Origin of the sequence: Konateibacter massiliensis, from assembly GCF_900184995.1 — a bacterium.
Lineage (GTDB): Bacteria > Bacillota > Clostridia > Lachnospirales > Lachnospiraceae > Lachnotalea > Lachnotalea massiliensis.
This window is the reverse complement of record NZ_LT860099.1, coordinates 1,880,123-1,903,775: the sequence shown is the minus strand read 5'-3', so window position 1 is coordinate 1,903,775 and position 23,653 is coordinate 1,880,123. Positions and strand designations below refer to the sequence as shown.

Below are 23,653 nucleotides of genomic sequence, written 5' to 3'. Positions count from 1 at the left end.
TATGGCTTTACCAAATGCTTATGCTACATATAAAACGAACCAGGTTCAGACTTCGACACCGGCTGATTTAACTCTTATGCTTTATGAAGGTGCTATCAAGTTTTGCAACATCGCAATTCTGGGTATTGAACAGGACAATATAGAAAAAGCAAACAATAATATTAAGAAGTGCCGTGCGATTATCACAGAGCTTCGTGCGAGTCTGGACTTTAAATATCCGGTTGCACAGGATTTTGACAATGTCTATGCCTACGTCAATCAGAGACTGTTGGATGCGAACATACATAAGGATAAAGAAATTCTAGAGGAAGCACTCGAGCACCTGCGAACAATGCGTGATACATGGAAAGAGGTAATGAAACTGGCAAAATAGTTTTGCGGTCAGAGGTGACAGATGGAACAGAATGTTAATTATATAAAGATTATGATAGACAGCTTACAGAAGAAAACGACAATTCTGGATAAAATCATAGCTGTAAATGAAAAACAGGCTGAGATTATTGTAAATATAAAGAAGAATATGGTGGAATACGAAGCGAGCCTTGACGAAAAACAGCTGTTGATTGATGAACTCAATTTATTGGATGATGGATTCCAAGCTTTGTATAACCGCATTCAGCCCGAGATTGTAAACAATGCAGAAGCACATAAGGATGAGATAAAGGAAATGCAGCATTACATTGCACTGATTACGGATAAAAGTGTGGAGGTGCAAAACGGCGAGGAGAAAAACCGTCAGGTTATCTCCCAACAGTTTGCCTTGTTTAAGCAGGAAGTAAAATCTTTTAAGGCAAACAAAAAAGTGACAAGCCAATACTATAACACGATGCAGCAGACCAATTATATTCAGCCTCAGTTTCTCGACAAAAAAAAGTAAAAAAATAAAAAAAGTTTCAAATAGGTATAAAGTTTTCAAAAGGACATACCGATATAATATACAAGTAGTTAAGGAAGAAATAATTCTTGACGAAAAATCACTAACGGTGTAAGATTACTATAGCTAATTACTTAGCATAATAGTAATTTGCATAATACATAATAATATGCAACATGGATGTTGCATCAAATTCAAGGAGGAATTTACTATGGTAGTACAGCACAATATGACAGCAGCAAACACAAACAGACAGTTAGGCGTTACAACTGGAGCTCTTGCTAAATCAACAGAGAAGTTATCTTCAGGTTACAGAATCAACCGTGCAGCAGATGATGCAGCAGGACTTTCTATTTCTGAGAAGATGAGAAGCCAGATTAGAGGACTTGATCAGGCATCTGACAATGCAGCTGATGGTATCTCTTTAATCCAGACAGCAGAAGGTGCATTGAACGAAATTCACTCTATGTTACAGAGAATGAATGAGTTAGCAGTTAAGGCTGCCAATGATACAAACCAGTCTGAAGATAGAGCAGCTATCCAGTCTGAGGTTGATCAGTTAGCAAGCGAGATTTCAAGAATTGCAGAATCAACACAGTTCAATGAGAAAGACTTATTCACAACTGACTCTACATTGTCATTACAGGTTGGAGCAAACTCAGGACAGAGCATCGGCTTAGCATTAGTTGATACAGATGCTACTACACTTTCTGTAAATGCTTTGAATGTAACAACTCATGACGATGCTAACGATGCAATTGATTCTATTCAGGCAGCAATCAAGACAGTATCTGAGCAGCGTTCAGACATTGGTGCTCTTCAGAACAGATTAGAGTACACAATCTCTAACTTAGATTCTTCTTCAGAGAATACTCAGGCTGCTGAGTCAAGAATCAGAGACGTTGATATGGCTTCTGAAATGGTTAAGTACAGCAAGAATAACATTCTTATGCAGGCTGGCCAGTCTATGTTAGCTCAGGCTAATTCACAGACACAGGGTGTTTTATCACTTCTTCAGTAATTTAAGTTAAATAAATAAAGCTGGTGTATGCCAGCTTTATTTTTTTGAAACAATATTGTGGAAAAACAGTCAGATGTAGCTAAGAAAGGGTTTTTATGAGAATATTAGTGTGTAAGACTGATGTGGTGGGCGAGGTTGATTTGGCACTCGCATTGGAGACTATGGGGCATGAGGTCCATGTGCTTGATACAGGGGTCGAGCGAATAGGGCGAGAGTTTAGCACAGTGCATTTAAAGCAATTATCAGAGGAATTGCTGCGAATCAAATATAACGGTGTATTTACAATCAATTTTTCCCCTCTTGTTTCAAATGTCTGCAAAATACATCACACCAAATATATTTCGTGGACGGTGGACAGTCCGTCTTTCAAATTAAATTCAACGGTGCTTGGCAATGAATGCAATTATGTTTTTATTTTTGATTATAACTTATATAAAAAATTTCAGAATAAATCAGAGAATGTTTACTATATGCCTTTGGGGACTCACATAGAGCCTTGGGATGCAATTTCCTATTCCGAAAAGGAGGAAGAGGTATTGAGGGCAGATGTTTCTTTCGTAGGGTCTTTGTATGAAAATAAGAATAAGTATGATGAGGTTGAAATGCCAGATTATCTGCGAGGATATATGGATGGAATGATTGAAGCACAATCTGATATCTGGAGTTATAATTTTCTTGATGAGACGATTCCAGATGAGGTGATTGAAGAATTTTGGGGGTGCACTCGCATTGCTGACGAGATACCGGGATATGAGTGCTCTAAGAGAGATATTGTGACAACGCAATACCTTGGACCTAAGTGCAGTATGTTGGAGAGACATAGAATTATAGGGGAAGTTGCAAAGCATTTTAACCTTGATTTATACACGACAAGCAGTACGGCTTCGATGCCTCATGTAAATAATAAGGGAACGGCAGATCCGAGAACGATAACGCCTCGAATTTTCAGATATAGTAAGATTAATCTTAATATAACAAATAAGACGATTGAGACAGGGATTCCGCTTCGTATCTACGATATAATGGGAAATCATGGTTTTGTTCTGACTAATTTCAGAAGTGAGCTGCCGGAATATTTTGTGCCGGGTGAGGATTTGGTTATTTATGAGAATATGAATGACCTATTAGAGAAGATAGCTTATTATCTGGAACATGAGGAAGAGCGTAAGCGTATTGCGGAAAATGGCTACAAGAAGGTTAAGGAACTGCATACGTATAAGAAACGACTTGAGGAAATGATTAAAATCGTATGGCAGGATGAGGCTGAAGTTTATGATGCTGAGCGTTTAAAAAGTCGAGAAAAATATACCGTATTAGTGTCGATGTTTGGACAGCTTCAGATGCATCGTATTTTAGATGCAGGTTTGTTTTTGGGTTACTCAGATGTAAGAAAACCAGACGATTTAAATGATTACCAAATAGATGGAGTAGCAATAATCGATTCATTAGAAAAGTCAAAAGACAGTTCTATCTATAACAATATATACGAGATGAGCTGCCTGCCGGAGCAATTTTATGATACGGTAATCATTGTTGATGTATTGAAGTATTTAGACGTTAAGGATTTGCCGATTTTTCTGGAACAGTTCAGAAAGCTGGCGAGGGTGTTGCTCATCGACTATAAGGAAGAATACGTGAAGGTATTGACAGGCATTGCGGACAATAAGTGTCAGAAGCTCTCAGCCGGAGGCTGTGAGTTTTTATTAATTACGGTATTGAAATAGGAAGGGATGAAATATGAAAATATTAGTGTGCTCCTGGGGAAATATATATGAGCCTGATTTGGCACTGAGTCTGATGGCGCTAGGGCATGAAGTGAAATACTTTAAGAAGAAAATTGAAAATAGGGACTATGATGTAGAGTATTTAAAGCTCTTGTCGGAGGAGCTGTTGCAGACAAAATATGATTGCGTGTTTTCGACTAATTTTATGCCGATTATATCAAGAGTCTGCAATGTACACCATATCAAGTACATCTCATGGTTGGTGGACAGCCCGTGCTTTCAATTAAATTCTGATACGGTATCAAATGAGTGTAATTATATTTTTATTTTTGACTATACCTTATATGAGAATTTTCGTGATAAGTCTGAACGGATTTATTATATGCCGCTGGGGACAAATGTGCGCTTCTGGGATAAAGTTTCTGTAAGTGAGGAGGATAAAAAGCGCTTTTCATCAGAGGTGTCGTTTGTAGGCTCCTTATACGAGGACAAACATGCTTATGATAAGATAGAGCTTCCGGATTATTTGAGAGGATATCTGGACGCTGTGATACAGGCACAGGTAAATATCTATGGATATAATTTAATGAGAAATCTTATCACGGACAAGCTGGCAGAAGAATTTTATCAATATGCAAAATGGAATGAATTGGGAGAGGACTATGCAGTTCCGAGAAGAGATGTTGTGGAGACTGAATTTGTCGGAAAGAAGTGTGCGGAGGTGGAAAGACATAAGTTTGTCGATACACTTGCTAAAAACTTTAATTTTGACCTCTGGACACTCAGTGACACGTCTTCTATGCCGCATGTTAACAATAAAGGTCCTGCAGACTCTAGGGAGGAAATGCCTAAAATATTCAAGTCCAGTAAGATTAATATTAATATGACGATTAAGACAATCGAGACCGGAATACCGCTTAGAATTTATGATATTATGGGGAATGGAGGTTTTGTTCTCACCAATTATCAGAGTGAGTTGCTAGAATACTTTGTGCCGGGAGAGGATTTGGTTATCTATGAGAGTCTGGATGATTTGATACAGAAGGTTGCTTATTATCTTGAGCATGAGGAAGAGAGAAAGCAAATTGCGGAAAATGGTTATAAGAAAGTAAAAGAGCATTACACGATTGAAAAGCGTTTGGAAGATATTGTTATGATGGTCTGGGACGATGAGAGTCTCCTTCATGGCGATTACACCGATGAAAACAGGGGAAAATGCGAGCTTCTTTTGAAAACGTTAGAAACAGTTAAAATGAAGAAAGTTCTGGATGTAGGATGCTTTTTATATCGTCAGCGAGCATTATATCAGCCAAATGAAGCAAAGTTGAAACAAAAATATGTAATTGAGGGTGTTGAGCTAGGCTATCCGTGGGTCGGAAAACTGGAAGAGAGTGTCTATAAGGCGGTACATCAACTTGCAGAAATGAAACCGAAGCAGTTTGATATGGTAGTAATACTTGATTTGCTTAAATTTTTTGAAAAAGAGGAAATACCTCAATTAATTATACGTTTACAACAATTTGCAAAGGTATTACTGATGGATTATACATCTGAGTATATGGAGATATTAAGCAGAGATAAGAAATATAATGTGCAGAAATTATCAGGCGATAATTGTGAGTTAATTTTAGTTACAGTAAAGTAGATGTGTCGGCGACGTTACATCGTAATTATACAAATACCAAGAATATAAATTTATTTTAATTTACATTCTTGGTATTTGTGGGTTCTTTGGACTCTTCTAACATCCAGTTACCAATCAAAATTTCCCTTTCCGGACCGTCAAGATTGACAAACTCCTCATAGGTAATAGGAGCTAAAGACATAGGAATGTCACACCTTAGACAGGAGCTGTCATGGTCGTTGGATACAATTCTAGTAGAACCACATCTAAAGCATACGTATATTCTAAGCATAAATCCTCCCCCAATTATATTAGTTATACTAGCGTAACTGTTCAGAGCCAATCTTGAAAACACATAGTGTTTTCAAGATGTGGCGTATCCGCCAAATAAATTTGATAAAGAACATGCTTAAGAATGCAAGCATTCTAAACATATCTTTATCAAATTTGCTGGGCTCTGAACAGTTACATATTAACAATAATTGTTAAACATCAATCCGCTGTACAAGGAAACGGCATACGCATTAACATGAGCCTGCGGTATATTCGGATAAGACACAATAGTCTTGGAAACATACTCAACTGGGTTTAATAAGATGTTGTCAATTTTTCGATTCAATGGATTTCGAAAGCTTCGCAGGGAAGCAAAAGTGCCGTCACCAGCTTCTTCCTCATCAATTGTCTTGACAAGTAAATCGTGGTCAACCATAATGGAGCTGTCTTCCTGAACGATAAGGCCCATTGAATCTAACTCGTTTTTATAGCAATTTGCAATATTACCGATATCGGCTAAAAGCTTAGAGCTTTTCTTGGTAGAAGAACTGGTATCCTTTGCAAGGTCAATAAACTGATTATAAGCCTCGGTAAATGCGCTGATTTTATCATAGGTAGACTGCTTGTTATTCTGGAAAGAAATCCTCACATTTTCCCCAGAGTTTGTGGTCTGATGGAGACTCAATTCATACACCTTATTTACTGTAAAAATATTGGAGGAAGAGGTGCGTGGGATTTCATTTATATAAAATTTAGAATCATTTGGTGGCTGTGAAACCTGATTTAGCCCATAATATTCCACGGAACCGGACAGATGCTCAGAATGATAATCAGAAATTCTAAAAATTGCATTGTTCAAATCATTGCTTCCTGTCGCAGTGGATTTTAGGATAATCCGTGATTTGTCACCGCTTTCATTGAACTCAATAGAGGCAGATACTCCGATATCGGCACGATTAATCATGCCGGAAACCCTTTTTAAGATATCCTTATTCGTATCGGTATCCTTTACAATAAACTGAAATTCATAGTTCATATTTGCAATATTTACCTGAAAGGAGTGGGTGCCCGCAAACATACTACTGCTGTCAGAGTAAACAAAGTCACCTGTATTAATTTGATTTGAAGCAAGCTGTTCCACTTCGACATCAAAAACAGGGGCACTCTCAATATCCTCCTGAGAGCCGAGATAATGTGCGCTGATGATTTCCTCATTGCTGGAGGTTAAGATTTTATCATTGAACATTCTAGAGGTAACATCATCTTCGTTTTCCGAAATAGCAGATATTGCATTCTTCAAGGTACGTGCATGTTCTTTAATGTCAATCAGATTGTTTTGCAGCTCATCATTCATGTTGATAAGATAGAGGGGAGATTCTCTGTTTAACCTGACAATGGCGCTGTACAGGCTTTTTAACTCACTTTTCTTGTGAGCGTCATACCTGCTTACGGATTTGTTTGTATTTGAGTTTGAGTAGTAGTTATAAAAATCGTAGAGCATAACGAGGTCTCCTTTCATAAAGTACGTAATGCAACAATCAACTGTCAAATAGGTATATACTACCATTATAATATATTTTTAGAGGCTTGTCATTAAGGAAAATATAAAAATGGAAAAAGACACTGTATTAAGCGTTTTAATAAAAATTTTACAAGTGATACCATGGATTCCTATCAGGATAAATGGTATCATGTTTCATATATGGGGAATTTTGCTAAATTTCACCACATAGTAAGAAGGTACTTCTTTTATTATAGGAAACTTGCCACATATCATATATTATAAGGAGAGTATTCAACATGGCGGGCAACGTAATCAGCCTTATGCTGCAAAATACTAATTTGAATCTAAAAAGAGTAAATAATACAAAGTCTGATACCGCTGAAAAGCTCTCTTCGGGATATAAAATTAACCGAGCCGCGGATAATGCAGCAGGACTTGCTATTTCTGAGAAAATGAGAAGCCAGATACGAGGTCTGGATCAGGGGGCAGAAAATGTTCAGCAGGGAATCTCTCTGCTTCAGGTGGCAGATGGTGCCCTAAATGAAGTTCATGCGATGCTGCAGAGGATGGACGAGCTGGCGGTCAAGGCTGCGAATGATGTAAATGAAGAGAGTGACAGAGCCACCATCCAAAATGAAATTGATCAGCTGGTACAGGAGATTGACCACATTGCGACGAACACGCAGTTTAATAAAAAGCCTCTTTTTATGGGAACGGATATGACAGTAGGCGATGGTAATTATAGCTATGATGATATCCCGTTTTCTGAGATTTCACTTGGAGGTGTATCGCTTGGGAACTCGCCTATCACGGCAGGTGGAACAGGACGTGAGCTTGCCCTGTCCGCCGGAACGTCTCCAACGTCGGAATATGGAGCGCTTTCTTGGAATTTAATTTATGGGAGTGGAGGAACCTCTTGTTCATCCATTCGTATCAATAATTCTCAGGTGATTGAGCTGTCAAGTATGGAGGTATCGGATTATACTTACGATGGGTCAACCCAGACATGGAGCAGACTTTTGACAGCGCCGGATATAGGGATCAGCGTCAGACAGATAATTCAGCTTCAGGAGAAAAATGTATCAGATACGGAGCAATATTATAATATTTCTTATGAGGTTATCAATAACTCAGGAAGTGATGCCACAGTGGATTTTATGTTTCATGTCGACACTGCATATAATAACAATGACCGGGTTGAGCAGTACTTTACAGACGGTGACCTGATGGAACGATACTGTGTTTATTCGACAGATCCAGGCTATACCAGTCTTGGACTTGCCGATGTATATAACACGATACCGGATAGCTTCTCCATTGTGAACAGTGAGCAGGCACTGGCTTTCTCGGAACGGATTGTGATTGACGGTTCGAATAAACCGGATACCATTTCGGTCGGGCATTATTACAGTATTCGAGAATGGAGCTACTACAGCAATCTGACATCCAATCTTGGTGCATCCACGCGAGGGGCTGATTTGGGATACAGTATGATATGGACAGGGGATATGCTTGCCGACGGAACAAGCACCTCCTATTCGCTTCAATACGGTATTGCTGCAACGGCAACAGATACTAATCTAGACGGAGTGGATATTGTTTATGATGACAGATATATTGTAGAACATGATGCAGAGAATAATATTTGGATTCAGGCAGGTGCAAATGCAGGTGAAGCGATATTGATTACGATTGATGAGATGGACAGCGAAACGCTTGGCATTGATAGGATTCAAGCAGACAGCTTTCAAACAGCAGGAGAGGCAATCACAAGCATTCAGAAGGCAATTTATCGCGTCTCGCAAATGCGCGGGAAATTGGGAGCACAGCAGAACCGCTTGGAGTATGCTCACGCAAACAACTTAAACACCTCCGAAAATGTTCAGAGCAGCGAATCTCAAATCAGAGATGCTGATGTGGCAGCGGAGATGATGGACTATTCCAAGAACCGGATTTTATCGGAAGCGGCACAGGCAATTCAGGCACAGGGTCAGAATAGCCTTGCGGGTGTGTTAAAACTGCTTGAGCGCTAATTAGTACGAAAAAGTATTTATATTTTAAAAGAATAAAATGGACTTTGCATCTTGGCTATGCTAAAATATTTTCATGAAGAAGAGACGGTGAGACCAAAGAGGTGGGGGTGAAAACGTGACGGATAATGAATTGCTGCTGGCAATATCCGGAATGATGGATACAAAACTAAAGGCTGAATTGCAGCCTATTAAAAATGAAATGCAAATGATGAATAACAGAATGCAGGCGTTAGAAAACAGAATGGACAACAGAATGCAGGCATTGGAAGACAGAATGGATAGCAAAATGCAGGGATTGGAAGGTAAAATGCAATCCCTAGAAAACAAAATGCAGTCCATGGATAATAAAATGCAGACGATAGAAAAAAGAATGCATAATATGGAGCTCTTCCAGGAAAATGTACTCTTACCTCGTTTGGATAACATCGAAGCATGCTACACGGATACATATTTGCGTTACAGAAATTATGCAGATAAAATGGATGCAACAATCGATGATGTTGATTTGCTGAAGCGTGTAGTAGCTGAACACTCTGAAAAGCTGCAAAAAATATCGTAAATGACAATTAAACTCCGCTTGCCGGTCTAATGACTGGCAGGCGTGAAATATTGCATAACGGTTTTGAAGCATCATGAATGCTACGGAAGCAGCAGAAAAAACAGTTGACGATAGCGGATTATTATGATATATTAGACTAGCGATGGAAGTAGGTCTTTTTTTTATGCCTAAATATCAGTGCTTACAATTAGCAGTGAAATATTTTTAATAAGCGGAGGTGGAAGTTGTGCGCGTAAAGATAACATTGGCATGTACGGAATGTAAACAACGTAATTACAACATGACAAAGGATAAGAAAGCTCATCCTGACAGAATGGAAACAAAGAAATATTGTAAATTCTGTAAATCACACACATTACACAAAGAAACAAAATAAACTGATTAGCTAAAGGAGTGAATGAAATGGGAGAAAATGCAAACGCAGACAAGGCTCCAAAGAAAGATTGGTATAAAGGTCTTAAACTTGAGTTTAATAAGATTATTTGGCCAGATCAAAAATCACTTGCAAAACAGACAACGGCTGTAGTAGCTATATCACTTATTTTAGGTTTGATTATTTCATTATTAGATACAATAATCAAATACGGCGTTGATTTATTAGTAAAATAACGTTAGATTTCCAAGTTAAGAAGGAAAAGAATCTTATTTAAGGCAAAGGTGATTTTATGTCAGAAGCAAATTGGTATGTTGTGCATACCTATTCAGGTTATGAAAACAAAGTAAAAGCCAACATTGAAAAAACGATTGAGAACAGACATCTGGAAGAACAGATACTCGAAGTAAGAGTACCGATGCAAGATGTAGTTGAGCTTAAGAACGGTGCAAAGAAAAACGTTCAAAAAAAGCTTTTTCCAGGGTATGTACTTATCAATATGTTTATGAATGACGATACCTGGTATGTAGTAAGAAATACCAGAGGAGTTACAGGTTTTGTAGGTCCGGGATCTAAGCCTGTACCACTTACTGAAGCTGAGATGAAACCATTGGGAATCAAATCTGAAGACTTGGTTGTAGACTTTGTGGAAGGTGACAGCATTGTTGTTACCGGAGGTGTGTGGAAGGATACAGTTGGCGTTATTCAGGCTATGAATCCTCATAAGCAGATTGTAATAATCAATGTTGAACTATTCGGTCGCGAAACGCCGGTAGAAATAAGTTTCGCAGAAGTGAAGAGAATGTAACAAGTGGAAGGGAATCCCCCGTAATTACCACAATACTTTCAATATTGTAATGCTAAAAAACTTAGCAGACAAAATTGAGAAGATTTTAGGAGGTGCCATTATGGCAAAAAAAGTATCAGGTTATATCAAATTACAAATTCCTGCTGGTAAAGCTACACCAGCTCCACCGGTTGGTCCAGCACTTGGACAGCACGGTGTAAATATTGTTCAGTTTACAAAAGAATTTAATGCAAAGACAGCTGATCAGGGAGACTTAATCATTCCTGTTGTTATTACTGTATATGCTGACAGAAGCTTTAGCTTTATTACAAAGACTCCTCCGGCAGCAGTATTATTAAAGAAGGCTTGTAACCTTAAATCTGGTTCCGGTGTTCCGAATAAGACAAAGGTTGCTAAGATTTCTAAGGCAGAAGTTCAGAAAATTGCTGAGTTGAAAATGCCTGATTTAAATGCAGCAAGCATTGAAGCTGCAATCAGCATGATCGCTGGTACAGCACGTTCTATGGGTATCACAGTAGAAGAATAAGTAAACGTTGACAATATATTTGTGGGAGGGTTAACTCCCGATAATACCACTAGGAGGTTATTTAAATGAAAAGAGGAAAAAGATACGTTGAGGCTGCTAAATTAGTAGACCGCGCAAATCTTTATGATACAGCAGACGCTATTACGGTTGTAAAGAAGACTGCTGGAGCTAAATTTGATGAAACAGTTGAAGCTCACATTAGAACTGGTTGTGATGGACGTCACGCAGATCAGCAGATCCGTGGTGCGGTTGTATTACCACACGGAACTGGTAAGACTGTGAAAATTTTGGTATTCGCAAAGGGAGACAAGGCAACTGAGGCAGAAGCAGCAGGAGCTGAGTTCGTAGGCGGAGAGGAATTAATTCCTAAAATCCAGAATGAAGGATGGTTTGATTTCGACGTAGTAGTTGCTACTCCGGATATGATGGGTGTTGTTGGTCGTTTGGGACGCGTTCTCGGACCTAAGGGCTTAATGCCAAACCCAAAAGCTGGTACAGTTACTATGGATGTAACCAAAGCAGTAAACGACATCAAAGCTGGTAAAGTTGAGTATAGACTAGATAAAACAAACATTATCCATGTGCCAATTGGAAAAGCTTCTTTCTCAGAAGAACAATTAGCGGACAACTTCCATGCGCTTCTTGATGCTATCATCAAGGCAAAACCAAGTACAGTAAAGGGACAGTACTTAAAGAGTGTTACTGTTACTTCTACAATGGGACCTGGTGTAAGAATTAATACTGCTAAATTAGTATAATAAATACAAAATAAAAGCTGACCTTTGGTCAGCTTTTATTTTGTATATCCTAGGAAAGCTCTCCGAATTTCCTAGGATATTTCTTTTGTTACGGAATGTTTTACAAGGTGAAGAGGCTTTACTTCTTTAAAAAAGAACTCTCAAATTGATTGAGCGCGTAGAATGTCAAATCACCATCGGTAGGAGAGTTGTTTCGATACAACACGCCGCCTGCGTATATGTCATAATTTCCTGTATCATAGAACTGGAAAGTAAGATAATGTACATCACTTACAATATCAGGAATAATCTTAATCTGAAAAACTTCGTTTTCTCTTGGAACAATCGTGTTAAAATCAACCCGGTAATAATCCTTATCAGCAGTCTTCATTCCCAATATCGTTGTCTCATATAAAATATTTCCGTCACTGTTTAATAGCTGAAATTTATACGAGGAGCAGTTTTGGCTTCCCAAGCTATTTCTGATTTTTACGCCGATTTGATTAAAGGAGCGATTTGGGGTAAAGGTCTGTGTCAGAGTATCGTCTATAAGCCCATAAGAGCTATCTAAACTGTCTGGCTCTGCTAAATCTTGCCTAGCGGCATATTCGTAATGCGTGATTGGCATTGTGGTAAGCCTGCTTCCTGTATACACAAGGCACAGGAGTGTAAGCAGGCCGGAAGCCGACACAAAAACAACACTCCAGCGTCCGAGCTTCTGAGTGTCTAACTTTTCAAAGCAGTAGCAGAAACCATAGGCAGCAAGTACAAGCATCGAGCAGGAAAAAGAGATGTTGTACACCTCACCTGCTTCCCAACAAATATGGAAAAGGATACCGCCCAACAGGTTGAGACTGACAATAAGCAGATAATGCTCCGACTTTTGTATAAAAAGTGTCAGGGTGCCGATAAAAAGAAGGGCAAGGACGAAAAAGTGATAAACATGACAGTAGGTAACTAAAATATCATTTTGATTGCCGGAAATCAAATCATTTTTGATACCGTAGTTCTGGGTCATACTGATATTGTCTATAAAATCATCAATACCGTCACTCCAAGTCAGAGCCATCTTATGTTTCCAGAGGTCAAGCAGACCGTGTACATGCAATGACGTAATACGATGAATGATAGCAACCTCGGTAGCCTCAGTTTTTTCTTTCCTTGTGTGAAAGCTTTCTGTATAGGCATCGTCCGCAGCATTGTAGCCGCCCGTGCTTTGCAGCCCGAGCATAACCCAATGTGTTGCAGGATATCCTGTATCATAGTAATTAAATTTTACATAATTTTTTTCAACTAGGGCATAGCCTCCAAGTCCCATTAAAGCAGCAGCGGCAAAGGCAGCAAAGGTGAGTAAAGACCTTCTGCTTAAACGCTTTATATTCAAGAGAAGGTAGACCAAAATAGCAATTGCAATAATAAGCACGGTAGCACGTATCTTAAAGCCCACAGCGATCAGCAGTCCTGTCAAAAATGCGAATAAGAAACGCTTCCTGGTATTCTCTTTTTCCTGCATACATCGTACAAAAAAGTAGATTGCTCCGGTCGAAAACGCCATCGAAAAGGTATGTGTATAATAAAAGGGTGCAATCAAATAAGTAAGAGGGTTGAACAGTACAAGGAAAAGAAAGACACTTCCTATTTTTGGGCTTGTGGCTCTGCATAAGAGCTTATAGGAGAAAAGATAGGAAATACTCATCAGCATTGCATTGACCAACTGAACATAGAGCATATAGGATTGTGCCGGAACCCCAAAAAGCTTTGGCAGCTTTAAAAGCAGGGCAGTAGCAATGCAAATCGGTATGTTGTTGGGATACTTTGCAAAGTATCCCGAAGAGTAATCGGGAGAGAGAGTTTCGCCATTTAAGAGGGCGATAGCCTCGTCAAATACCTTCAGAGTATCATAGCGCAGAGAGGCTTTCATTTTCAGAACAAAAATGACCTGCAGTACAAAAATAAGAAGAAGGATACCACCCGATAAAAGCTTCATCTGCTTTTCGCTGAGCTGAAACAATGGCTTGCACAGGAAGTAAAGTAAAATAAATAAAAAAGAGGCACAGGCGAGGAGAAAAACAGGAAGCTTGTAGCCGTATAAAAAAGTACTGAAAAATCCGGTACTTTTTAAATTGACTGCCATTAGGGTGATGCAGCAAACCAAAAAGGAAAGTAGCGTAATAATAAAATAATAAAGTAATTGATTTAATTTAAGATGTCTCATGATGTTCTCCTACTGGTTTACATAAGAAGCAACTGAGTAATTTCCGTATGTCTCAATTGTAAAGCCGTTTTCTGTAAAAATATTTATTTTGTCGTTGTTGATAATGTAGATACAATCCTCGTCAAGCTCATTCACATCATAGCCGAATACAAAGCGGTCAAAGGAGAGCGGTGTAAAGTCTTCCGGCAGGTTCGGATCGTATACGACCGTCTTCAGATATTCGGTAACCGGAAGTTCTGATGCAAAGAGCACGGTGGAATAGAAAATATCAGGCTGCACATAGATGGTAGAGCCGGATTTTTCTGAGGTGGCCTGCACGGCTTCTGTCACGCCGTATTGAAACGGCTCTTGAATATAATTGTTATACTGGTAGAAATAAAATGATAGAAACGCAATAAAGCTCATTGCATAGGCAAAAATAGCATAAGGATAAATCGATTTTCTAAAAAAGCCTGAGGCGGTCACGATACCTTGTATACAACAGAGGATAAGGGAAACATGTATCATGTTGATTTTGTTTACATTGATATTGCTGATCAGCAGTCCGAATAAAACGCTGACCAAAATATTGATGAAAACAAAGGTAAACGGATGCCAGCTTCTGCTCTTTATTTTTAAAACAGCAGTTTTGCCGATGGAGTACAGTCCGAGGACAACAAATATCAGGCTGAATTTGTAGTAAATCCCGAATTCTGATGTGGAGTTCCAGATGAGCCCGTCATCTTGTGCGGTGAATAAAGTATAAAAGGAATAAAGTGATGTCTTAATATTGTGAATGGAAATCTCGCCTCCGCGGTATGCCAAAAGCTTAGGGACGGAAAAAAATCCGGTCCTGATTTCGGGCAGAAAACCATAATTAATAAGAAGAAACAGCATAAGGGGCACCGCAATGAGAAACAGCAGTACAAGAGCGATTGCAAAAAATCTGTCCCATTTAAATTTCTTACAATAGAAACAATAGGAAAACTGCAGCAGCAAAATAACCGGTACAGCCAGCCAAAGCGGTGCGTAGGCATAAAGGGACAACCCATAAAAGAGTGCCGATAGCATATAATACTTCGAGTTTTCAGATGCTTTTATAAAAAACAGAAGCCCGAAGAGCAGAAATGCCGGTGCAAGGTTTGATTCGAGCCCCCAATGTGCAAGCATAATGTGCCAAGGCATGATTGCAAACAAAAAGGTACCGAGCAATATTTTTCCTTTTTCAGCGTAGAGTGTTTTTAATAAATAATAAAAGGCAACAATAGAAAGGCAGGCAAAAAAAGCCTGCGGAAGCCGGATCGCAAAAGCGGTCAAGTGATTGCCGGTCAAAAGTAAAAACGGAATGGTAAGATAGCTGTATAAAACATTCATGCCGCTCCCCCATGAAACAAAATAGACCGGATTGGCATAGCCATGGGAGTCCATGCCGTAGTTTAAGAGGGAATAAGCCTCATAACCCGCATATGCTTCGTCCTGATTAATGCCGGTTGGCAGGGAGCCGAGGTGATAAAAACGGACAAAAAAGCCAATCAAAAAAATGACGGCTAACAGTATTTTGTAATAATTGTTTGAAGTGCGTAAATTGTTTAAAGCATTCTGAAAAAGTTTGAATTTTGTTTCGCTCATTGTAACTCTCCTCATATTTATAGGATTAAAGCATTGAAATATGCTTGATACCTCAATTATTATAGTAAATATTTTCCTCGATTATCATATCACAAAAAAGTATGTGATACAGAGTTGTAACAAAAAATTAAAGAAAATTTAATATAAAATAAAGAGAATGTGTTATATAATAACACCGTATGCCCGCCAGCTTAGTTGCAAAGCAGGCATTTTGTTGGGAAAACGAATGATGGAGGAAAGTATGGATACATTTTTAAGAAATATGATTTATTCAAAGTTTAAGATTAAAAACGTAGAGTTTACCGTCTTGGACATTATATTCCTGTTCGGAATGGCAATTACCGGCTTGATGATGCGAATTAGCGTAAAATCAACGGTGACCGGTGATTTTACTGTGTTTTTAGAGCCGTGGATCAATGAATTGAAGGCGGGCGGTTTCGGTGCTCTGCGAGGTGACTTTTATAACTATAATCCCCCCTATATGGTGATTTTGTATTTTATTGCGGTCTCCAATATCAATCCGCTGACGGGGATAAAACTGGTTTCTTGTATATTTGATATTGCGATGGCGGCAGGTGTGGCACTCATTGTGCTGGAGCTTACGAATAGTAAGCTGCGTACCATGTTTGCATATGCCGCTGCATGGATATTTCCGACGGTAGTAGTAAACAGTGCTTTTTGGGGACAGTGTGATGCGATTTATGCGACCTTCCTCATTCTTTCGCTCTATTGTCTCATAAAGAAGAAGTCTTTGCCTTCCATGATACTGTTTGGCATAGCGTTCGCTTTTAAAATGCAGGCAATCTTTCTTTTGCCGGCATACATTATACTTTGGTCAAAGAGAAAAATAAAGATAGTTCATTTTTTGTGGCTTCCGGTTATCTATTTTATCAGCCTTCTTCCTGCTGTACTGGCGGGGAAGAGCTTTGGGGACACAATCGGTATTTACATGACGCAGGCAAAGGAGCAGGTTTATCTGGAAATGAACTGGCCGGGCGTATATGAGCTGATTGGAATTGAGCCGTATTATGATTACTATGGTCCGGCTGCGATGTGGTTTGCGGTAGGTATTGTGATGTGTGTTATGTTCTATCTTGCCTATAAGATATATAAGGTAAGCGATTCCCATATGGTAGATATATTTCTTTATATCGCTATGGTTACGGTTTACTTTTTGCCGTATATGCATGAGAGATATGGCTATGTTGCCGGTATGCTGGCAATTATCATCGGAATAGTGAATTTGAAAAAGCTTTACATACCGATTATACATTTGATTGTATCCTACGGGGCATATCAATCCTGTCTGTCTGACAATAGAATGGTGCCGTTTTGGCTTTATTCCTTTATGTTGTTATTCCTTATTCTGGATTTTGGCATTTATATCTATCAATATGTGAATGAAAACAGCATAAGCTGTGAGGAGGTCTAAAATGGATGAGTATTTAATTAATTTGCTCCACAAAGAGTTTAAAATAGGAAAAATGAAGCTGACCTTTTTGCATATTTTGCTTTTTGCGGGTATTACTTATGTAACTCTTATGATGCGCTATTGCATGCGAGATAACGAGACATGGGATTATTATGCAAGCTGGGAGCCGTGGATTGCCCAGATGAAAGAGATGGGCGGCTTCAAGGGTCTGTCAGGCAACTTTTACGATTATACGCCAGCCTATGTATTTGTTGTTTTGATGTTAAGCTATCTGCCGGTTAATCTGTTATATAGTATCAAGCTTGTCTCGGTTGCGTTTGATATTGTGATGTCCATCATGAGCGGTGTTATTATTTATGACATTACGAAAAATCGTACAAAGGCAATCGGAATTTACAGCATTATGATGCTGTTGCCTACCGTTGCAAACAACAGTTCGCTATGGGGACAGTGTGATGTTATTTATACGACGGCGATTTTGGCGGCGATTTATCATCTGATGAACAACAGACCTGCAAAGGGAATGTTTTTCTACGGCATCGCGTTTGCGTTAAAGCTTCAATCTCTCTTTGTATTTCCGGCGCTCATCGTGCTATGGGCACTGAAAAAAATAGATTTAAAGCATTTCCTGTTTATGCCGCTTATGTATGTTATCGGAATACTTCCGGCGTGGATAGCGGGAAGACCGTTAAAGGAGCTGCTGATGATTTATGCGGTTCAGGCGGAGCAGTCACCTCAGCTAAGTCTCGGATACCCGAATATTTATCAGGTGACAGGAACGACAGAATTTATTGACGTCTACTCCAAAGCTGCAATCTGGCTCACACTTGGCTTCATGATGGTGCTTATGTATTATATAGCCAGAAACAGAGTGGAGGTATCAAAGGAATTTGTTGTGTGTCTCTTCCTTATATTTGTGCTGATATCCATGGCATTTTTACCTTTTATGCACGAGCGTTATGCCTATGTGGCAGATGTGGTTTCTGTTATTTTTGCATTTATATATGTAAAGAAATTTTACATTCCGCTTATTCAGGTGTTGGTATCCTTTAGCGCATACTCTGTTATTTTGTCGGCTTATGTCAATGTTCCGGTTATCATTTATACCTTTGCCAGTCTTTTCCTGATTTTTGATTTGGGAATGTGGATTTACAAATATGTAGGGAAAAATCAAAAAAGTTTAGAAAGTGCTTGACAAACAAGCAAGTGGCTGATATTATATAAAAAGCAATTGACTGCCGAAGACAGTAGGTGCCGCAAGGCGTAAAGAGAAAATGCCTACCGAGGATGCTTATATAATGAAAGTGACTTTATATAATCTCTTTGTCCTCGGACGAAGAGATTTTTTTTCAGGCAGCACAAGCTTAATATTATAAGGAGGTGCAAGGCTAATGGCAAAGATAGAAGAGAAGAAACCGGTCGTAGCAGAGATTTCAGAGAACATTAAGGACGCACAGACAGTTGTGTTAATTAACTACCGCGGAATCACTGTTGAGCAGGACACAAAGCTTCGTAAACAGTTAAGAGAAGCAGGCATTACTTACAAGGTTTGCAAGAACACCATGATGAAATTGGCGTTTGAGGGAACAGCGTGTGAAGTATTAGGTCAGCATTTAGAAGGACCGAATGCAATCGCAATTTCTAAGACAGATGCGACTGCTCCGGCAAGAATTATCGCTAAATTCCAGAAGGAAGCTCCTGCATTGGAAATCGTAGCCGGTATCGTAGAAGATAACTACTATGATGGCGCGGGGATGAACAAGATTGCTACAATTCCTTCAAGAGAAGAACTTCTTTCCAAATTACTTGGAAGTATCCAATCACCTATCACAAACTTTGCTCGCGTTATTAATCAGATCGCAGAAGCAAAAGAAGCGTAATAACAAACTATAAAAAGAAAATAATCGGAGGTAAATAAAATGGCAAAATTATCAACAGCAGAACTTATTGATGCAATCAAAGAGTTAACAGTATTAGAATTAAACGACTTAGTAAAAGCATGTGAAGAGGAATTCGGTGTATCCGCAGCAGCAGGTGTTGTAGTTGCAGCAGCAGGCGGAGCAGCAGAAGCAGCAGAAGAGAAAACAGAGTTCGACATAGAATTAACAGAAGTTGGACCAAACAAAGTTAAGGTTATCAAGGTTGTTCGTGAAGCTACAGGCTTAGGCTTGAAAGAAGCTAAAGAAGTAGTTGACGGAGCTCCTAAGGTTGTTAAAGAAGCTGCTTCCAAAGCAGAAGCTGATGACATCAAGGCTAAACTTGAGGCAGAAGGCGCTAAAGTTACTCTTAAATAATAGAGTGATACTTATACGAAAGACTCCCGAATATGTCGGGGGTCTTTTGACATCTAAAGAAAAAGTGCTTGACACACATTTTCAATTATGTTATTATGGAAAATGCACTATTGTGGCATCGTATGCCTATTTAGGCGAAATTGAAAATAAATAACAACTTATCAAGAACAAGGGGTGAAACGTCAAATGGAGAAAAATAGAATCCGTCCTGTTAAAAGTGGCAAAAGCGTCCGTATGAGTTATTCAAGGCAGAAAGAAGTATTAGAAATGCCTAATTTAATTGAAGTTCAGAAAGATTCCTATCAGTGGTTTCTTGACGAAGGCTTAAAGGAAGTTTTTGCGGATATATCTCCGATTGCGGATTACAGTGGACATTTAAGTCTTGAATTCGTAGATTTTGTGCTGTGTGAAGACGATGTGAAATATTCAATAGAAGAATGCAAGGAGAGAGATGCAACCTATGCAGCTCCTCTTAAAGTACGCGTTCGTCTTTATAACAAGGAAAAAGATGAAATTAACGAACATGAGATTTTTATGGGCGACCTGCCGTTAATGACAGCAACCGGTACCTTCGTAATTAATGGTGCTGAGCGTGTTATCGTTAGTCAGTTGGTTCGTTCTCCTGGAATCTACTATGCAGTCGCACACGATAAAATTGGTAAGAAATTATATTCATCGACCGTAATCCCGAACAGAGGTGCATGGCTTGAGTATGAGACTGATTCCAATGATGTGTTTTATGTTCGTGTAGACAGAACAAGAAAAGTTCCGATTACCGTATTAATCAGAGCGTTAGGTTTAGGCACCAATCCGGAAATTATTGACCTGTTTGGCGAAGAACCTAAAATTATGGCAAGTCTTGCAAAGGATACGGCAGAGAGCTATCAGGAAGGTCTTTTGGAATTATACAAAAAGATTCGTCCGGGTGAGCCGTTATCAGTTGACAGCGCAGAGAGCTTAATCACAAGTATGTTCTTTGATCCGAGAAGATATGATCTCGCGAAGGTTGGACGATATAAATTTAACAAAAAGCTTGCATTTAAAAACCGTATCAAAAATCACATTTTGGCAGAAGATGTGGTTGACGTAACGACCGGTGAAATTCTTGCGGAAGCAGGCACTACTGTTACGGCAGAACTGGCAGATTCCATTCAGAATGCTGCGGTTCCTTACGTTTTGATTCAGACAGAGGAGAGAAATGTTAAGGTTCTTTCCAATATGATGGTTGATATCACAAACTTTGTGGATGTCAATCCGAAAGAATTAGGTGTTACAGAGTTAGTATACTATCCGGTGCTTCAAAAAATACTGGAAGAAAATAGTGATAGCAAAGATATCGAGGAAGCGATTGTAAAGAGCATTCCGGAGCTGATACCGAAGCATATCACAAAAGAAGATATTTTAGCTTCCATTAATTATAATATTCATTTGGAATATGGAATTGGCAAAGATGATGACATTGACCACTTAGGAAACAGACGTATCCGTGCGGTTGGTGAATTGTTGCAGAATCAGTACCGCATTGGTTTATCAAGACTGGAGCGTGTAGTCAGAGAAAGAATGACCACACAGGATCTGGAGGGTGTATCTCCACAGTCCTTGATTAACATCAAACCGGTAACTGCTGCGGTGAAGGAATTCTTTGGTTCCTCACAGCTTTCCCAGTTCATGGATCAGAATAATCCGCTCAGTGAGCTGACTCATAAGAGACGTTTATCAGCACTTGGTCCTGGTGGTTTGTCAAGAGATAGAGCCGGATTCGAGGTTCGAGATGTTCACTATTCCCATTATGGAAGAATGTGTCCGATCGAGACACCCGAAGGTCCTAACATCGGCTTGATTAACTCGCTGGCAACCTATGCACGCATCAATGAATATGGTTTTATTGAGGCGCCGTATAGAAAAATAGACAGAACAGACATCAAGAATCCGATTGTCACAGAAGAAGTAGTTTATATGACAGCGGATGAGGAAGATGATATCCACGTAGCACAGGCAAATGAGCCGTTGGATGAGCAGGGACATTTCATGAACAACAGTGTATCCGGTCGTTACAGAGATGAAACACAGGAATATGAAAGACACTTGTTTGAATATATGGATGTATCGCCTAAGATGGTATTCTCTGTTGCTACAGCACTCATTCCTTTCCTTGAGAACGACGATGCTAACCGTGCCCTCATGGGATCAAACATGCAGCGTCAGGCGGTGCCGCTTTTGACAACAGAAGCTGCGGTAGTCGGTACGGGTATGGAAGAGAAGGCGGCAGTCGATTCAGGTGTTTGTGTCGTTGCGAAAAAGTCAGGTACGATTGAGCGTTCCACATCAAAAGAAATCACAATGAAAAATGATGATGGAACAAGAGATGTATATCGTCTGACTAAGTTTATCAGAAGTAACCAGAGTAACTGCTACAACCAGAAGCCAATCGTGTTTAAGGGCGAGCATGTGGAAAAGGGACAGGTAATCGCGGATGGACCATCCACAGCAAACGGAGAAATCGCATTAGGAAAGAATCCGTTGATCGGCTTTATGACATGGGAAGGCTACAATTATGAGGATGCTATCCTTTTAAGTGAAAGACTTGTACAGGAAGACGTTTATACGTCTGTTCATATAGAAGAATACGAAGCAGAAGCAAGAGATACGAAGCTCGGACCTGAAGAAATCACAAGAGACGTTCCGGGTGTAGGTGACGATGCTCTCAAGGATTTGGATGAAAGAGGTATTGTGCGTATCGGTGCGGAAGTTCGTGCAGGTGATATCTTAGTTGGTAAGGTAACACCAAAGGGAGAGACAGAGCTTACGGCAGAAGAAAGACTTCTTCGTGCTATCTTTGGCGAAAAGGCGAGAGAGGTTCGTGATACTTCCTTGAAGGTACCTCACGGTGAATACGGTATTGTTGTAGATGCTAAGGTATTTACAAGAGAAAACGGGGATGAATTGTCTCCTGGAGTAAATCAGGCAGTTCGTATTTACATTGCTCAGAAGAGAAAGATTTCAGTTGGAGATAAGATGGCTGGACGTCACGGTAATAAGGGTGTAGTTTCCCGCGTATTGCCGGTAGAAGATATGCCGTTCCTGCCAAACGGTCGTCCTTTGGACATCGTGCTTAACCCGCTTGGCGTACCTTCCCGTATGAACATCGGACAGGTATTGGAAATCCATTTAAGTTTGGCTTCCAAAGCATTAGGCTTTAACATTGCAACACCTGTATTTGACGGTGCGCGAGAAGATGATATTATGGATACTCTTGATTTGGCGAATGATTATGTAAACCTTGAATGGGAAGAGTTCGTTGCAAAGCACGGCGAGGAATTATTGCCGGAGGTTCTTGAGTATTTGGATAAGAATAGAGAACACAGAAAGCTGTGGAAGGGTGTTCCGCTTACAAGAGACGGAAAGGTTCGCCTGCGTGACGGAAGAAGCGGAGAGTATTTTGACAGTTCAGTAACAATCGGACACATGCATTATCTGAAACTTCACCATTTGGTTGATGATAAGATTCATGCGAGATCTACCGGTCCTTACTCACTTGTTACCCAGCAGCCTCTTGGAGGTAAAGCACAGTTTGGTGGACAGCGATTCGGAGAGATGGAGGTTTGGGCGCTCGAGGCTTATGGTGCATCCTATACCTTACAGGAAATCTTAACCGTGAAATCAGATGATGTAAACGGTCGTGTTGAGACTTATAAAGCCATTATTAAGGGTGAAAATATCCCTGAACCGGGAATTCCGGAATCCTTTAAGGTACTTTTGAAGGAGCTTCAGTCATTAGGACTTGATGTAAGAGTTCTGAAAGAAGACCAGACAGAAGTGGAAATTATGGAAAATACTGATTATGGCGATACGGACATGAACTTTGTTCTGGATGAGGAGAGAGGGTATGTACCGGATTCTGAGTCTTTCGGCAGCATGGGCTTCACCAGCCAGGAATTTGACGAGGACAGCAATGAACTTGTTGATGTTGAGGAAGAGGAAGACGAAGAAGAAGAAATGGAAGACGAGTTAGCCTTCGATAATGCTTTTGACGATATGTAGAGAGGAG

The 23,653-nt window shown here is 39.7% G+C and carries 21 protein-coding genes and 1 other annotated feature; of the genes, 17 read left to right on the top strand and 4 right to left on the bottom strand.

From position 1 onward, the window contains the following. The first annotated feature begins 1 nt into the window (after window position 1). The 5 genes from fliS (at window position 2) to CTY48_RS14550 (ending at window position 5,264) form a co-directional block, all read left to right on the top strand. A complete protein-coding gene (gene fliS / locus CTY48_RS14570) occupies window positions 2-373 on the top strand; it encodes a flagellar export chaperone FliS (RefSeq protein ID WP_099469200.1) in 372 nt (123 codons plus the stop codon). 21 nt (window positions 374-394) lie between these two features. Next, complete coding sequence (locus CTY48_RS14565; protein WP_099469199.1) at window positions 395-877, top strand: flagellin biosynthesis protein FlgN; 483 nt, start codon at window positions 395-397, stop codon at window positions 875-877. Between the two features lie 208 nt (window positions 878-1,085). Then, window positions 1,086-1,895, top strand: a complete 810-nt coding sequence (locus tag CTY48_RS14560; protein WP_099469198.1) for a flagellin N-terminal helical domain-containing protein — start codon at window positions 1,086-1,088, stop codon at window positions 1,893-1,895. Window positions 1,896-1,990: 95 nt separating this feature from the next. Beyond that, the gene (locus CTY48_RS14555; protein WP_099469197.1) at window positions 1,991-3,619 is read left to right on the top strand and encodes a CgeB family protein; all 1,629 of its coding nucleotides are present in this window, start codon (window positions 1,991-1,993) and stop codon (window positions 3,617-3,619) included. A 13-nt stretch (window positions 3,620-3,632) separates the two neighbouring features. Continuing rightward, the gene (locus CTY48_RS14550; protein WP_099469196.1) at window positions 3,633-5,264 is read left to right on the top strand and encodes a CgeB family protein; all 1,632 of its coding nucleotides are present in this window, start codon (window positions 3,633-3,635) and stop codon (window positions 5,262-5,264) included. Between the two features lie 55 nt (window positions 5,265-5,319). On the opposite strand, the gene CTY48_RS19505 is transcribed toward CTY48_RS14550, so the two are convergent. Then, the gene (locus CTY48_RS19505; RefSeq protein ID WP_143452728.1) at window positions 5,320-5,535 is read right to left on the bottom strand and encodes a hypothetical protein; all 216 of its coding nucleotides are present in this window, start codon (window positions 5,533-5,535) and stop codon (window positions 5,320-5,322) included. A gap of 180 nt (window positions 5,536-5,715) precedes the next feature. After that, window positions 5,716-7,017 carry a flagellar filament capping protein FliD gene (fliD, locus tag CTY48_RS14545; RefSeq protein WP_180272738.1) on the bottom strand — a complete coding sequence of 434 codons (1,302 nt, stop codon included), beginning with the start codon at window positions 7,015-7,017 and terminating at the stop codon, window positions 5,716-5,718. A 299-nt stretch (window positions 7,018-7,316) separates the two neighbouring features. On the opposite strand from fliD, the gene CTY48_RS14540 reads away from it, so the two are divergent. From CTY48_RS14540 to rplA, 7 genes are all read left to right on the top strand, one after another. After that, window positions 7,317-9,053, top strand: a complete 1,737-nt coding sequence (locus CTY48_RS14540; protein ID WP_099469194.1) for a flagellin N-terminal helical domain-containing protein — start codon at window positions 7,317-7,319, stop codon at window positions 9,051-9,053. A 115-nt stretch (window positions 9,054-9,168) separates the two neighbouring features. Next, entirely contained in the window at window positions 9,169-9,612 is a 444-nt protein-coding gene (locus CTY48_RS14535) for a hypothetical protein (protein WP_099469193.1), read from the top strand. A gap of 226 nt (window positions 9,613-9,838) precedes the next feature. Then, a complete protein-coding gene (gene rpmG, locus CTY48_RS14530; protein WP_094377599.1) occupies window positions 9,839-9,988 on the top strand; it encodes a 50S ribosomal protein L33 in 150 nt (49 codons plus the stop codon). A gap of 26 nt (window positions 9,989-10,014) precedes the next feature. Next, a complete protein-coding gene (secE, locus tag CTY48_RS14525) occupies window positions 10,015-10,221 on the top strand; it encodes a preprotein translocase subunit SecE (RefSeq protein ID WP_099469192.1) in 207 nt (68 codons plus the stop codon). 56 nt (window positions 10,222-10,277) lie between these two features. After that, window positions 10,278-10,793, top strand: a complete 516-nt coding sequence (gene nusG / locus CTY48_RS14520; protein ID WP_099469191.1) for a transcription termination/antitermination protein NusG — start codon at window positions 10,278-10,280, stop codon at window positions 10,791-10,793. A 100-nt stretch (window positions 10,794-10,893) separates the two neighbouring features. Next, on the top strand, window positions 10,894-11,319 hold the full coding sequence (rplK, locus tag CTY48_RS14515) for a 50S ribosomal protein L11 (protein ID WP_099469190.1): 426 nt from the start codon (window positions 10,894-10,896) through the stop codon (window positions 11,317-11,319). A gap of 65 nt (window positions 11,320-11,384) precedes the next feature. Then, entirely contained in the window at window positions 11,385-12,077 is a 693-nt protein-coding gene (gene rplA / locus CTY48_RS14510) for a 50S ribosomal protein L1 (RefSeq protein ID WP_099469189.1), read from the top strand. A gap of 118 nt (window positions 12,078-12,195) precedes the next feature. Here rplA and CTY48_RS14505 read toward each other — a convergent pair whose 3' ends face one another. After that, complete coding sequence (locus tag CTY48_RS14505; protein WP_099469188.1) at window positions 12,196-14,271, bottom strand: glycosyltransferase family 39 protein; 2,076 nt, start codon at window positions 14,269-14,271, stop codon at window positions 12,196-12,198. A 9-nt stretch (window positions 14,272-14,280) separates the two neighbouring features. Next, entirely contained in the window at window positions 14,281-15,879 is a 1,599-nt protein-coding gene (locus CTY48_RS14500; RefSeq protein ID WP_099469187.1) for an ArnT family glycosyltransferase, read from the bottom strand. 241 nt (window positions 15,880-16,120) lie between these two features. Here CTY48_RS14500 and CTY48_RS14495 point away from each other — a divergent pair, with 241 nt between their 5' ends. The 5 genes from CTY48_RS14495 (at window position 16,121) to rpoB (ending at window position 23,646) form a co-directional block, all read left to right on the top strand. Beyond that, complete coding sequence (locus tag CTY48_RS14495; RefSeq protein WP_099469186.1) at window positions 16,121-17,311, top strand: glycosyltransferase 87 family protein; 1,191 nt, start codon at window positions 16,121-16,123, stop codon at window positions 17,309-17,311. A gap of 1 nt (window position 17,312) precedes the next feature. Further along, on the top strand, window positions 17,313-18,506 hold the full coding sequence (locus CTY48_RS14490; protein WP_099469185.1) for a hypothetical protein: 1,194 nt from the start codon (window positions 17,313-17,315) through the stop codon (window positions 18,504-18,506). Window positions 18,507-18,531: 25 nt separating this feature from the next. Beyond that, window positions 18,532-18,668: a sequence feature (ribosomal protein L10 leader region), on the top strand. A 34-nt stretch (window positions 18,669-18,702) separates the two neighbouring features. Further along, entirely contained in the window at window positions 18,703-19,191 is a 489-nt protein-coding gene (rplJ, locus tag CTY48_RS14485; protein WP_099469184.1) for a 50S ribosomal protein L10, read from the top strand. Between the two features lie 39 nt (window positions 19,192-19,230). Further along, window positions 19,231-19,605, top strand: coding sequence for a 50S ribosomal protein L7/L12 (rplL, locus tag CTY48_RS14480; protein WP_099469183.1), 375 nt, complete (start codon window positions 19,231-19,233; stop codon window positions 19,603-19,605). A 186-nt stretch (window positions 19,606-19,791) separates the two neighbouring features. Beyond that, window positions 19,792-23,646, top strand: a complete 3,855-nt coding sequence (gene rpoB, locus CTY48_RS14475; RefSeq protein ID WP_099469182.1) for a DNA-directed RNA polymerase subunit beta — start codon at window positions 19,792-19,794, stop codon at window positions 23,644-23,646. Window positions 23,647-23,653 lie beyond the last annotated feature (7 nt).